Source organism: Collinsella sp. LCP19S3_D3 (assembly GCF_052121455.1).
In the GTDB taxonomy this organism is placed as follows: domain Bacteria; phylum Actinomycetota; class Coriobacteriia; order Coriobacteriales; family Coriobacteriaceae; genus Collinsella.
In genome coordinates, this window is sequence record NZ_JBQKEF010000005.1 from 70984 (window position 1) to 84410 (window position 13427).

The window sequence follows — 13427 nt, forward strand, 5'->3', positions numbered from 1 at the left end:
ACTTCGCTGAGGCTTAAACAATCACACAGAATAACACAGGTAGTTGGGGTTAATGCGTATATATAAAATAGCCTCCGACCGCGGGTGGTCGGAGGCTATTCAAATTCACATTTGCGAAACCTACTATTTAGGGACAGGTTTATTTTGGTCGGTTTTATATGGGCAAACGTCATTCTCCCTGATAAAACCTGCCAAAATAAACCTGTCCCTTTTTGGCAGGTTTACCCGTAGATGCGCTGGGGCTGTTCGGTGCCCTTTACGGAGGCTTCGGTCACGATGACCTTGGCGACTCCTTCCTCGCTCGGCAGGTCGAACATCGTCTGCTGCAGCACGTCCTCGCAGATGGAGCGCAGGCCGCGGGCGCCGGTCTTGCGGGCAAGCGCCATGCGGGCAATCTCGTGCAGGGCGGCGTCCTCAAACTCAAGCTCAACGTCCTCGAGCTGGAACATCTTGCGGTACTGACGCACAACGGCGTTCTTTGGCTCGGTCAGGATCGACACCAGGTCGTCCTCGTCGAGCGCCTGTGTCTGGGTGACGACGGGCGTACGTCCCACAAACTCGGGGATCATACCAAAGGCGTTGAGGTCCTGCGGGAGCACCTGACGCAGCAGGTCGTTCTCGTCGACCGAGGTGGGGCCGGCGATCTCGGAGTTAAAGCCCACGCCCTTGTTGCCCACGCGATCGGCGATAATCTTGTCCAGACCCACAAAGGCACCGCCGCAGATAAACAAGATATTGGTCGTGTCGATCTGCAGCAGCTCCTGCTGGGGGTGCTTGCGGCCGCCGGTGGGCGGAACGCTTGCCACCGTGCCCTCAAGGATCTTAAGCAGCGCCTGCTGAACGCCCTCGCCCGAAACGTCGCGGGTGATGGAGAGGTTCTCGGCCTTGCGGGCGATCTTGTCGATCTCGTCCACGTAGATGATGCCAACCTGCGCACGCTCGATATCGCCATCGGCAGCATTGATGAGCTTGAGCAGGATGTTCTCCACGTCCTCGCCCACGTAACCAGCCTCGGTGAGTGCGGTGGCGTCGGCGATGGCAAACGGCACCTCGAGGATGCGCGCGAGCGTCTGGGCGAGCAAGGTCTTACCGGTACCGGTGGGACCGAGCAGCAAGATGTTGGACTTGGCGAGCTCCACCTCGTCCATATCGTCGTCGATCCGCGAACCCGCACCCGAGGCCTCGTCAAAGGCCGAAAGCGCGGCGCCGCCCTCGATCACGCGACGGTAGTGGTTGTACACGGCAACCGACATGGCGCGCTTGGCGTCTTCCTGACCCATGACATAGGCCGAAAGCTCGTCATAGATCTCGTGCGGGGTCGGCACGTGCGTGATGACCTGACGTACGTCGTCCTCGAGCTCAAAGCCCTCGGCCTCGGAATCCATGGCAGGCTGCCCGGCAGCCTGACCGTGGTCGTTGAGGAAGCCCGGCAGCTTGCCGTTGCGGGCGGCATCCATAAAGTCCGAAGCCAGCGACTCCTCCAAGATCTCGGAGCAGGCGGCAACGCACTCGTCGCAGATAAAGATGTTGGTAGGGCCCTTTACAAGGCGGCGCACCTGACCCTGCTCTTTTCCGCAGAAGGAGCAGCGGATGGGGTTGCCGTTCTCGTCAAAGTTGTCCTGCATGTTACCGGCCATCCTAGGCGTCCTTCGCGGCAAGATCGCGCGAGGTGACGATACGGTCGATCAGGCCGTAGTCAAGCGCCTCGGCAGCGGTCAGGTAGTTGTCGCGCTCGGTATCGGCCTGGACCTTCTCGATCGGCTGGCCCGAGGCGTCGGACAAGATCTGGTTGAGCTCGCGACGGGTCTTCTTGATCTCCTCGGCCACGATCTCGATCTCGGTCTGCTGACCCTGGGCACCGCCACTGGGCTGGTGAATCATGACCTTGGAGTGCGGCAGGCAGAAGCGCTTGCCCTTGGCGCCGGCCGAAAGTAGCACGGCGGCCATAGACGCGGCCATACCGACGCAAATGGTGGAGACCTGCGGCTTGATAAAGTTCATAGTGTCCAGAATCGCCAGGCCGGAGTAGACCTCGCCACCGGGCGAATTGATGTAGAGCGAGATATCCTTCTCGGCATCCTGGCTCTCAAGATGCAGCAGCTGGGCAACGACCAGGTTGGCGCTGACGGAGTTGATCTCCTCGCCCAAGAAGATGATGCGGTCGTTGAGCAGGCGCGAATAGATATCGTAGCTGCGCTCGCCGCGCGGCGTCTGCTCGATAACGTATGGCACGAGGGCGGAATCGAACTTAGCAATCATACGCATCTCCATTTCTCTCTTGCGGACCAAATTGGTTCTAGATAAACGTACGGTGCCCGCATGCTATGCATTGGCTGGCACCGTACGAAGCAACCGAATAACCGGTTTATAACTTTACCCCATCACGGGCGCCTGCATGCGCTCGCGGGAAAGGTGGCGAGAATTACTCGGCGTCCTTGGCGGTCTCGTCGACCTCGGTCACCTTGGCGTTCTCGACCAGGTGGTCGACGGCCTTGGAGCGACGGATGGACTCGCGGACGGCAGGCATGCGTCCATCGGCGATGAACTCGGCCTTGGAAGCCTCGACGTCCTTGACGCCAGCCTTCTCGAACTCGGCGTTGACGTCGTCCTCGGTGACCTCGATCTTGAGCTCACGGGCGAGGGCGTCGAGCGCCAGGGACTCGCGGGCAACATCGTTGGCCTGCTTGTGCAGGTCGCCGATGAACTGCTCCATGGTCAGGCCGGAAGCGGGCAGCCAGGTGTCCAGCGTCATGCCGCGGGCAGCGAGGTTGGACAGGAAGTTCTGGCCAAGCTCCTCAAAGACAGACTGCTCGTAGTCGGCGTCCATCTCCTCGAGCTGCAGACGCTCGGCGAGAGCGGCGACGCAACGGTTCTCCTTCTCGGCCGGAAGGCGGGAAGCCTTGTCCTGCTCGATCTCGAGCTTGATGGCGTCGCGCATAGCGTCGATGCTGTCGAAGCCAAAGTCGGACTTGACGAGCTCGTCGGTGAGCTCGGGGGTGTTGCGGACCTTGATGCCCTTGACGGTGACCTCGACGGTGTGGGTCTCGGCCTCCTCGCCCTCCTCGACCTCGTCGGTCCAGGTGACGGTCTTGACGTCGTCGACGTTAGCACCGATCAGAGCCTCGTTGAACTCCTTGGGGTTGCTGTCGCTACCGGCGATGAGCATGCGGCCCTCGGCAGCGAAGTTGTCGGCGTTCTCGACAGCCTTGAGGTCGACGGTAACGTAGTCCTCGGCCTCGACGGCACGATCCTCGACGTCCTCGAAGGTAGCGCGATAGTTGAGGAGCATCTCGACCTGGTTGTTGATCTCGGACTCGGTGACCTCCGCGGGAGGCATCTCGATCTCGACGGCGTCGTAGGAGGAGAGCTCGGCGGCAGGACGCAGAGAGAACTCGACGGTGTAGGTGTAGTCCTCGTGATCCTTGGCGAGGTCGAGCTCCTTGTAGTCACCGTTCTTGGTGGGGACGATGTCCAGTTCGTTGAGGACGGCGGGCTCGTTGGCGGCGATCAGATCGTTGGTGGCCTGAGCGAGGGTGGCCTCGGCGCCAAGAGCAGCGTCGATGACCGGACGGGGAGCCTTGCCGGCACGGAAGCCCGGGAAGCGGTACTTCTTGGCGGTGTCCTTGTAGGCCTTCTTGATCGCGGCGTCGACGTCGGCGGCCGGGATGGTGACCGTAGCGGTGAGCTTGGCGTCCTTGACGTCAGAAGCGGTGATGTTCAACACGTTCCTCCTCATACTGCCCAGCTTATCTGAGGTGCTGGTACCTTTATGCAACAAAGTGTCGCGACGGCCGAGGCCGACGCAGGTGCGTTGGTGCGGGCGAAAGGACTCGAACCTTCACGGGAATCCCACCAGAACCTAAATCTGGCGCGTCTACCAATTCCGCCACGCCCGCATGAGCGCACAGACTAGGAATGATAGCAGATACGAACGGCAAGCGCACGCACACCTTTTTTGGCCCACGACCTCACCACGAGTTACAGCGGAACAGGGTAGCTAATTTGGGACGGGGCTTTTTTAGCTACCCCGCTTGGGGGGGTAGCTAAAAAAGCCCCGTCCCAAATTAGCTACCCCCATCGGCTATCTCCCGCAGCCCACAATTCGGTTGAAAAGTGGGCTGCGGTTTCCTCGGGCTTGCCAAAGAGCGGCGGCTGCCGCGCCTCGCCTACTCCCCCAGCAGGGCCTTCTCGGGCGTGATCGGCAGCGAGCGAACCTGGTGGCCGGTGGCGTGCGCCACGGCCGAGGCAACGGCGGCGAGCGGTGTGTTGATGACGACCTCGCCGATCGACTTGGCGCCAAACGGGCCCGTCGGCTCGTAGCTCGGCTCAAAGGCCACGCGAATGCTGCCGATATCCAGGCGTGTGGGCAGCTTGTAGCTCATAAAGTTACCGGTGCGCAGGCGGCCGCGGTCGTCGTGCTCGACAATCTCGTAGAGCGCGTGACCGATGCCCTGGGCAATGCCGCCCTCGGCCTGGACGCGCGCGAGTGCCTCGTTGATCACGGTGCCGCAGTCCACAGCCGCCGCATAGTCCACCACAGTCACCTTGCCGGTGGCCTTGTCGACCTCGACCTCGGCAATGCCGGCCATAAACGGCGGAGGCGAAACGGGCAGGCAGGCAGAAGCATGCGAGGTGAGCGCGTCGCCGCCCGCGATGTTCTTGACGCACAGGTTGGCAAAGTCGCGCAGCGTGAGGTAGCGGCCGCACTCGCGAGCGGCGCGCTCATCAGACAGACGCACGTACTGGCCGTCGAAGACCACGTCGGCGGCGTCCACGTCCCACATCTGGGCGGCCTTAGCGCAGATCTTCTCGCGCAGCTCAGTCGCGGCATTCTTGGCTGCCAGGCCCGTCACGTACGTGCCCGAGCTCGCGTACGAGCCGGCATCGAACGGCGAGACGTCGGTGTCCACGCCGCGCACCACGATAAGCGAGCTCTCCACGCCCAGCTCCTCGGCGGCAATCTGCGCCAGGATCGTGTCGACACCCATGCCGTTATCGGTGGCGCCGGTGCCGATGGTAATGAAGCCGTCCTCCTCCAGGCGCATGTCGATGCCGCCGATATCCACGTTGGAGATGCCCGAGCCCTGCATGGTGAGCGCGCAGCCCAGAGCACGCACGCGGTCGCCCAGGTCCACGGCCAGCGGCTTGTCGCGCCAGCCGATCATGTCCATCGCACGCAGCAGGCAGCGGTCGAGCGCGCAGGCGTTGAGCTTTTCGTTGTAGTACTGCGGCATAATCTCGCCCTCGCGCACGATGTTCTTAAGACGCAGGTCGGCGGGATCCATGTGCAGCATGTCGGCGAGCTCGTTGACGGCGCTCTCCACGGCAAACTGGCCCTGGGTGGCGCCGTAGCCGCGATACGCACCGCCGCGGTTGGTGTTGGTGTAGACGGCGTCCCACCTAAAGCGGCTCGCCTTCACGTGGTTGTAGATGGGCAGGCTCTTGTGGCCCGAGAGGCCGATCGTCGTGGTGGCATGCTCGCCATACGCGCCGGCGTTGGACAACGCGTGCAGGTCGATGGCCGTGATGGTGCCGTCGTTCATGGCGCCCAGCTTGACGGTCATCTGCATCTGGTGACGCGAGTTGCCCGCAGTGATGGTCTCCTCGCGGGTGTAGCAGCAATAGCTCGGACGGCCGGTCTGCTGCGTCACGAACGCCACGAAGATCTCGCAGCAGCCCGTCTGCTTGGAGCCAAAGCCGCCGCCGATGCGCGGCTTAATAACCTGCACCTGCGACTGCGGAATGTCGAGCGACTGCGCGACCATGCGGCGCACATGGAAGGGCACCTGAGTGGAGGTGGTCACCGAGATGCGGCCGAACGCGTCGGTCGTCGCGAAGGCACGGAAGGTCTCCATGGGCGCGGTCTGCGTGGCCTGGCTGGTGTAAGTGCGCTCAAAGACGATGTCGCTCTGGGCGAAGGCCTCGTCCAGGTCGCCAAAATCGCTGGTACCGCTGCACACCAGGTTGCGAGCAACGTCGCCGCCCTGCGGGAACATAAAGGTCACGTCGCCCTCGGGGTGGACCACGATGTCGTTATCGAGCGCCTGGGTAAAGTCGAGCAGGGGCTCGAGCACCTCGTAGTCGACCTTGATGAGCTTGAGTGCCTTGTCGGCGGCCTCCTCGGTCTCGGCGGCGACGATCGCCACCTCCTCGTTTTGGTAGCGCACCAGGTTCTCGAGGATCAGGCGGTCGTAGGGGCTCGGCTGCGGATAGCTCTGGCCGGCGATGGTAAAGCGGCGCTTGGGCACGTCCTCGTAGGTGTAGACGCCCACGACGCCGGGCACCTTCAGGGCGCGCGACGTATCGATGGAGCGGATCTTGGCACGGGCATACGGGCTGCGCTTGAGCTTGACGATAAGGGCGCCGGCGGGCACCAGGTCTCCTGTGTAGACGGGACGCCCCTCGAGCAGGGCCTTCGAGTCCTTCTTGGGCTGCTTATGGGTGATCTGCTTGTACGAGACACCATCGCAGCTGGTGTCGTTGACCGGAAGCTCGGGCATCTCAAAGCCCACCTGCACGCCGGACTCGTTAAGGAAGCGGACGATGGCGCGCAGCTGGCTCTCGTAGCCGCTGCAACGGCAGAGGTTGCCGGCGAGCTGGCGCGAGAGCTCCTCGCGCGTGGCGACGAGGCTCGGGTCCTCCTTGGCGGCGCGGGCAAGCGCCAGCACGTTCATGATGAGGCCGGGGGCGCAAAAACCGCACTGCTCGGCGCCTTCGGCAGCCATTGCGTGGGCGAGCGCCTCGGACTCGGCCTTGAGGCCCTCGAGCGTGGTGACGGAGCGGCCCTCGACGCGCGCAGCGGGAACCGAGCAGCTCAGCACCGGGTCGCCGTCGAGCCACACCGTGCACAGACCGCAGTTAGTAGTCTCGCAGGCGCAGCGCACCGACGCGCAGCCCTGCTCGCGCAGCAGCGCAAAGAGCATGGTGTCGGGGGCAATCTGAACCTTGACCTTGCGGCCGTTGAGCGTAAAGGAAAGATCGATGAGTTTGGCAGCCATTAGCGCACCTCGCTAGAATCGACGCCGGGCACGCGGCGGCAGGAATACTCGTCCGTGGCAAACTTAGGCACTTGCACGCCCTCGAGCTCGCGGGCAAGCGAGGCCGAAAGCTCGATGCCGGCGGCGCGGCGCACGGCCTGAATCGCCAGCGGCGCCGAGATGCAACGGCGATAGTCGGCCGAGCCCCACAGGTTGGTGCCGTAGCTCAGCGCGCGTACGGACGCTGCCAGGGCGCGCAGCTCGTCCTCGGAAGGCTGCTCGCTCACCAGGCCGCACGCCTCGCCCTGCAGCAGGGTCGCGCGCAGCGGGCGTGCGCCCACGGTGACATGCCAGCTGTTGTCCCACCAGGCAGCGGTGACGTTTAAGGAGGGGAAGTCGGTCGCGGCCTTGCGCACGGCCTCGTAGCTTGCGCGGTAATCGTGCTTAACGACCACCACGTGCTCGATCACGTCGCGCACGTAGCCCATATCCACGAACTCGGCGAGCGGCACGCGGCCGGCACCCGTCAGCTCAACGTACGAATCGAGCGCCAAAAAGGCCGAGAGCACGTCCGAGAAACCAAAGCGACCGTAGATGCTGCCGCCCACCGTGGCGGTGTTGCGCAGCTGCACGCCCACGATATCGTGGACGGCGAACTCAAAGACATGGTTGACAAGCGCGTTGAGCTCGGCATGGCGCTCGAGCTGGCGCAGGGTGCACATGGCACCGATGCGAAACTCGGTCTCGGTCTCCTCGATCTGATCGAGTCCGCAGGCCGAAAGGTCAATCGCCGTCGCCACGCGACGCGAACCCAGGCGCATCCAGATGCCGCCGCCCACAATCTTGTTGTTGCGGTTCTTCTGTAAGAGCTCATAGGCTTCGGCCGCGTTTCCAACGCGAACGTAGGTACCGAACCTGAGCACGTTCTCCCCCATCTCTTCACTTGTCCAGTACCTCTAAGTGTACCAAACGAGGGCGCACAGCCCTCGCCACCATAGAAAAAGGCTCCCAACCGGATGGCTGGGAGCCTCATCACATGCTATGTCGAGCGAAGATTTAGCAGACGCCCTGGGCGAGCATGGCGTCGGCGACCTTCAGGAAGCCGGCGATGTTGGCGCCCATGACAAAGTTGCCCTCCTGGCCGTACTCCTTGGCGGTGTCGTCCACGTTGTGGAACATGCCGCGCATGAGCTGCTCGAGCTTGCCGTCGACCTCCTCGAAGGTCCAGGACAGGTGCTCGGCGTTCTGGCTCATCTCCAGGCCGGACACGAGCACGCCGCCGGCGTTGGCAGCCTTACCGGGCATAAAGGCGACGCCGTTCTCCTGGAAGTAAGTCGTGGCCTCGATGGTCGTGGGCATGTTCGCGCCCTCGCCGACCACCTTGCAGCCGTTGGCGACGAGCGCCTGGGCGTCCTCGAGCAGCAGCGTGTTCTCGCGAGCGCAGGGCAGCGCGATGTCGCAGGGCAGCTGCCACACGCCGCGGCCGTCGCCCTCGTGCCACACGGCGTTGGGCTTCTCGTCAACATACATGGCGAGCGTGACGCCCTTGTCGTGGCCGGAGCGCTTCTTGTTGTAGACGTGCTCGAGCACGGTGTAGTCGATGCCGTCGGGATCCTCGACCCAGCCGTGGGTATCGGAGCAGGCGAGCACCTTGCCGCCGAGCTGGGCGACCTTCTGGACCGCGTAGATAGCGACGTTACCGGAGCCGTGAACGACAACGTTCTTGCCCTCGAAGGAGTCGCCGCGGCTCTTGAGGTACTCGTCCACAAAGTAGACCAGACCGTAACCGGTGGCCTCGGTACGGGCGAGCGAGCCGCCAAAGGAGAGGCCCTTGCCGGTAAGGACGCCGGTCCACTCGTTGGTCAGGCGCTTGTACTGACCGAACATGTAGGCAACCTCGCGGCCGCCAACGCCCAGGTCGCCGGCGGGAACGTCGGTGTTGGGGCCAATGTGGCGATAGAGCTCGGTCATGAAGGACTGGCAGAAGTGCATGATCTCGTTGTTGGACTTGCCCTTGGGGTCAAAGTCGGAGCCGCCCTTGCCGCCGCCCATGGGAAGGGTGGTCAGGCTGTTCTTGAGGATCTGCTCCAGACCCAGGAACTTGAGCATACCCAGGGTGACCGTCGGGTTAAAGCGCAGGCCGCCCTTGTAGGGTCCAATGGCAGAGTTGAACTCGACGCGGTAACCGCGGTTGACCTGAACCTTGCCCTGATCGTCGACCCAGGGAACACGGAACATGACGATGCGCTCGGGCTCGACGAGGCGCTCCAGCAGGGCGGCCTCCTCGTACTCGGGGTGGGCATCGAGCGCCGGCTGGATGGTGCCGAGGATCTCGGTCGCGGCCTGGATGAACTCAGGCTGCTCGGGATAGCGGGCCTTGAGCTCTTCGAGAACTTTCTGCGTGTAGCTCATGCTTCCTCCAATGATGGGAAACGAAAATGTCGGTCACGGCACCCTATGCGCCGCGAACTTTATCGTGTATGGATAATATCGCACTGTTGCAGCAAAGTTTCGCATAAGCCGACGAGCAGATGTTTCGTTTTGATTACGATGCAGGTAGAAGCGTTTTTGAGCGCCCGACGTACAAATCGCGTGTTTCGAAGCTGTTTCGTCCACATGTTCCAAACCACCACATTGGGGACACATGATGCGCCCGGGCACACCGGCGACAAGACAGACGACACGGCGGACCCGCACAAAAACAAAACAGCGCCTTTGCGGCACGCAGCAAGACCGCGAACACAAAAGCGCTGGTGGCGTGTGGCGGGAACGTATGTGAATCGAACACATCCAAGACGTTTTGCACGCCTCGCAACGGTTTTGAGGACCGCGGAGCCCACCGGAGCCCATCCGTTCCCAAGTGCGGCGGTATTTTACCAAACCGAGCAGCCAGTCTAGCGCAGGGACCTCAGGCCACCGGCTTCCTTGTCGAGCACCGTAAAGCGCACGGCATCCAGGTGCTCCAAGATGCTGATGGCACGTTTGCGCGACACGCCCAGCGCCTCGCGCAGCACACTCGTGGTGGCAGCGCCGCCGGCTGCCTCAATGGCGGCGGCGACAAGCTCGCGCGCATGGACCTCGGCGGCGGCGGACAGGGCAACGTCGCGCTCGACCTTAACGATCGAGCGGTTGAGCGAAAGCTCGCGCAGGGCGCGCGTCATGGTGTCGCGGTCGAGCTGCAGTCGCTCACCCACCTCGGGCAGCGTCGGCGCATCGAGGCCGGCCCCGTCGAGCAGCGCCACAATGCGCTCACACGCCTCGCGCACCACACGCGCCGCGGCAGCAGCGGAGTGCGGGTCGAACACCTCGGTGCCCTCGGCGGCGCACACGCCACGCGAGCAGCCCGCGGCAATCAGAGCCGCGGCAACGCCTTCATCGGCGGCAGGCCACGCAGCATGGGCAACGGTGCCGGGCGTAAAACCCGTCTCCCTGGGAGCCGCCGCGTGCATGGCAGACAGGGTAGCCGCCAGCACGTCCATGGCGGCATCGAGCACGGCGCCATTCGCATACAACGTGCCGCCCGAGCCGGCAAGCTCGCAAACAACGCCTCGCGCCACCAACTCGCCCAGCGCGGCATCGGCCTCACCGGCAACAAGATCGAGCGCCTCGGCAACATCCGCCGCCGCAACCGGCAGCGCCTGCAGCGCCAGCCACGCGTCTACGCCAGCAACGGCATCGCCGGCTTCAAGCGCCGCAAACAGCGCACGCTCGCCGGCCGAAAGCTCGCGCGAGCGACGGCAACGCGAAAGCAGCACACGCCCGCCGCCGATGAGCATAACGGGCGAATACGACAGCACCACGGCATGGTCTCCGGCGCGCAGCGGCAATGGCTCCTCCAGGCGCACCTGCACGGTACGGGTCTCGCCCACCGCCATGGGGGCCTCTCCCTCCAAAAGCATGACGCGGCCGATGACCTCGGCCGTGCCGGCCATCACGTGCACGCGCGCGCCCGACTCGAGCACGCGCGGCTTGGCGCCCTCGCGGCCCAGGTAGGTAAACGTCATCATAAAGCGCAACGTCTGACCAAAGCGACCCTCCGCGCCCAGCATCTCACCACGGTCAAGCGCCGCGACACCGTCACCGACCAGGTTAAGCGCCACGCGTTGCCCAGGCAGCGCGCGCGGCGTATCGCCATGCACCTGAATCCCGCGCACATGACAGACCGTACGCGACGGCAAAGCCATCAGCTCGTCGCCCACCGCAACCGGCGCATCGTGCAGCGTTCCCGTAACGACGGTGCCGACACCCTTGATCGTAAAGCAGCGGTCAATCGGCAGGCGAGACGCGGCATCGCTCCAATCGGAACGGTCGCGGCAGGAATCCCAGCAAGCGGCAACCTGCTCGTCGAGCACCGCAAGCAGCCCGTCGATCCCCTCGCCCGTCTTGGACGACACGGGCACCATCGGCGCGCCCGCAAACACGGTACCCGACAAAAAGTCATCGACATCGAGCTCGGCAAGCTCGGTCATCTCGGCATCGGCCAGGTCGCACATCGTCAACGCGACCACCATATGCGTAACGCCCAGCAGCTCCAGCACATGCACGTGCTCGCGGGTCTGCGGCATCACGCCCTCGACGGCCGAAACCACCAGCACGGCCACGTCGATACCCGTGGCGCCCTGCACCATGGCGCGCAGGTAGTGGGCATGGCCAGGCACGTCGACCAGGCCGACAATCTTGCCACTCGGCAGCGCCAGCTCGCCAAAGCCAAGCTCAACGGTCATACCTCGACGACGCTCAACCTCCAGACGGTCGGGATTCTTGCCGGTCAGTGCCTCGATCAATGCCGACTTACCGTGGTCGACGTGGCCCGCCGTGCCAACGATAACGGGACACTCCGCCAGCGCCTGGACCTCACTCATCGAGCAATCGCCTTCTCAACGCATGCGGCAAGCGTCGACGCCGCCGTCTCGATATCGCGGTCGCCCACGAGCGTACGAACGTCAAACAAAATGCGATCGTGCGAGGTTCGCGTGACGACCGGCGTGTCGAAGTCCTGGACAAGCGAGCGCTTGAGCGCATCGACCGTCAGGCGCGCGTCAACAAGACGCACGGCAACGCACATCGTGGGCAACTCCATGGTAGGCAGCGAGCCGCCACCGGGGGTCGACGATTCCTCGACGATCTCCACCTGAACGGCGCACGGGCAACCGGCCTTATCGAGCCCGGCGACCATACGATCGCGCAGCTTGCGGGCACGTCGCTCCAAATGGGCCTGCGGCAGCGTAAGCATGCTGAGCACCGGAATATCGCGATGGGCAACATCGGCGCCGTCCATGTAGATACGCAGCGTGGCCTCGAGCGCCGTAAGCGCCAACTTGCCCGGACGCAGAGCGCGCATGAGCGGATGTGCGCCGCAGGCCTGGACCAGATCGCGACGGCCCATGATGATGCCCGCCTGCGCCGCGCCCAGCAGCTTATCGCCCGAGCACGACACGATATCGAGCCCCGCCGCGACCGAAGCCGGCGTGGGTTCCTCGCCACCGCGCACCAGGATGTCATCGGGCAGGAGCGCGCCCGAACCCTGGTCCTCATAGAACAGCAGGCCATGCTTGTGAGCAAGCGCCGCAAGCTCCCGAGAGCTCACCTCCTCGTGAAAGCCCTCGATGCGATAGTTGGAAGGATGGACCTTGAGAATCATGGCCGTATCGGGCGTGATGGCTTGCTCATAATCTGCTAGGTGCGTGCGGTTGGTGGCGCCGACCTCAACGAGCTTGGCGCCCGAAGACGCCATGACATCGGGGATGCGAAAGCTGCCGCCGATCTCGACAAGCTCGCCGCGGCTAACGATGACCTCCTTGCCTGCGGCATGGGTAGCCAGCACCAGCAGCACCGCGGCGGCGTTGTTGTTGACCACAAGCGCGTCCTCGGCACCGGTGAGCGAGCGGATCAGCTGCGCGGCGTGTTCCTTGCGCGACCCGCGCGAGCAGGTGTCCACGCTGTACTCGAGCGTACTGTACCCGCGCGCAACCTCGGCCACGGCCTTTGCCGCCGACTCCGCGAGCGGGGCGCGGCCCAAGTTGGTATGGATGACCACGCCCGTGGCGTTGACGGCAGGGCGCAGGCTCGGCAGCGCGGAGCGGTGCGCACGCCACTCAATTGCCAAGGCCAGGTCGCGCTTAGAGCGCGGGGCGGCACCGGCGCGAATGGCGGCGCGTTCCTCGTCGAGCTCGGCCGTGACGGCGGCATGCACCACCGCGTCGCAGGTCTCCCCCGCCGCCTTCACTACCGGCCACTCGGCGAGCAGCTCGTTGACGGAGGGAATGGCGCGCAGGCGGGTGCGAACCTCATCGGACATGTTCTGGCTATCGCTCATGTGCGGCCTTTCAAAACCAAAGGTGAATCAATCGTTCGAACGTCAAACTATCAGCCGATTCGATCGGATGAGTCAATCAATCGCTATTATCCTCGCACGGCGACGCCCCGCGGGAGGTCCAACGTCAAACAGAC

General features: G+C 64.0%; 8 protein-coding genes, 2 tRNA genes and 1 pseudogene. All 11 read right to left on the bottom strand.

The features are described from left to right. Nucleotides 1-221: 221 nt before the first annotated feature. Nucleotides 222-1637, bottom strand: a complete 1416-nt coding sequence (clpX, locus tag ACTQXM_RS03265; RefSeq protein ID WP_441536938.1) for an ATP-dependent Clp protease ATP-binding subunit ClpX — start codon at nucleotides 1635-1637, stop codon at nucleotides 222-224. Between the two features lies 1 nt (nucleotide 1638). Further along, nucleotides 1639-2259 carry an ATP-dependent Clp protease proteolytic subunit gene (locus ACTQXM_RS03270; protein WP_022095182.1) on the bottom strand — a complete coding sequence of 207 codons (621 nt, stop codon included), beginning with the start codon at nucleotides 2257-2259 and terminating at the stop codon, nucleotides 1639-1641. A gap of 163 nt (nucleotides 2260-2422) precedes the next feature. Beyond that, nucleotides 2423-3724 carry a trigger factor gene (gene tig / locus ACTQXM_RS03275; protein WP_441068066.1) on the bottom strand — a complete coding sequence of 434 codons (1302 nt, stop codon included), beginning with the start codon at nucleotides 3722-3724 and terminating at the stop codon, nucleotides 2423-2425. An 88-nt stretch (nucleotides 3725-3812) separates the two neighbouring features. Next, nucleotides 3813-3896: transfer RNA gene (locus tag ACTQXM_RS03280), tRNA-Leu, on the bottom strand. 270 nt (nucleotides 3897-4166) lie between these two features. Then, nucleotides 4167-6374, bottom strand: a complete 2208-nt coding sequence (locus ACTQXM_RS03285) for a xanthine dehydrogenase family protein molybdopterin-binding subunit (RefSeq protein WP_441536970.1) — start codon at nucleotides 6372-6374, stop codon at nucleotides 4167-4169. A 180-nt stretch (nucleotides 6375-6554) separates the two neighbouring features. Continuing rightward, nucleotides 6555-6998: pseudogene (locus ACTQXM_RS03290) on the bottom strand ((2Fe-2S)-binding protein); the annotation flags it as partial. Next, nucleotides 6998-7900 carry an FAD binding domain-containing protein gene (locus ACTQXM_RS03295; RefSeq protein WP_441536937.1) on the bottom strand — a complete coding sequence of 301 codons (903 nt, stop codon included), beginning with the start codon at nucleotides 7898-7900 and terminating at the stop codon, nucleotides 6998-7000. The gene ACTQXM_RS03295 and the pseudogene ACTQXM_RS03290, both read right to left, overlap by 1 nt. 133 nt (nucleotides 7901-8033) lie before the next feature. Then, nucleotides 8034-9389, bottom strand: coding sequence for an NADP-specific glutamate dehydrogenase (gene gdhA / locus ACTQXM_RS03300; RefSeq protein WP_154515369.1), 1356 nt, complete (start codon nucleotides 9387-9389; stop codon nucleotides 8034-8036). A gap of 349 nt (nucleotides 9390-9738) precedes the next feature. Then, nucleotides 9739-9835: transfer RNA gene (locus tag ACTQXM_RS03305), tRNA-Sec, on the bottom strand. A gap of 36 nt (nucleotides 9836-9871) precedes the next feature. Continuing rightward, on the bottom strand, nucleotides 9872-11839 hold the full coding sequence (gene selB, locus ACTQXM_RS03310; RefSeq protein WP_441536936.1) for a selenocysteine-specific translation elongation factor: 1968 nt from the start codon (nucleotides 11837-11839) through the stop codon (nucleotides 9872-9874). Next, a complete protein-coding gene (selA, locus tag ACTQXM_RS03315; protein ID WP_441536935.1) occupies nucleotides 11836-13293 on the bottom strand; it encodes an L-seryl-tRNA(Sec) selenium transferase in 1458 nt (485 codons plus the stop codon). The genes selB and selA overlap by 4 nt, the downstream gene beginning before the upstream one ends. Between the last annotated feature and the right edge of the window lie 134 nt (nucleotides 13294-13427).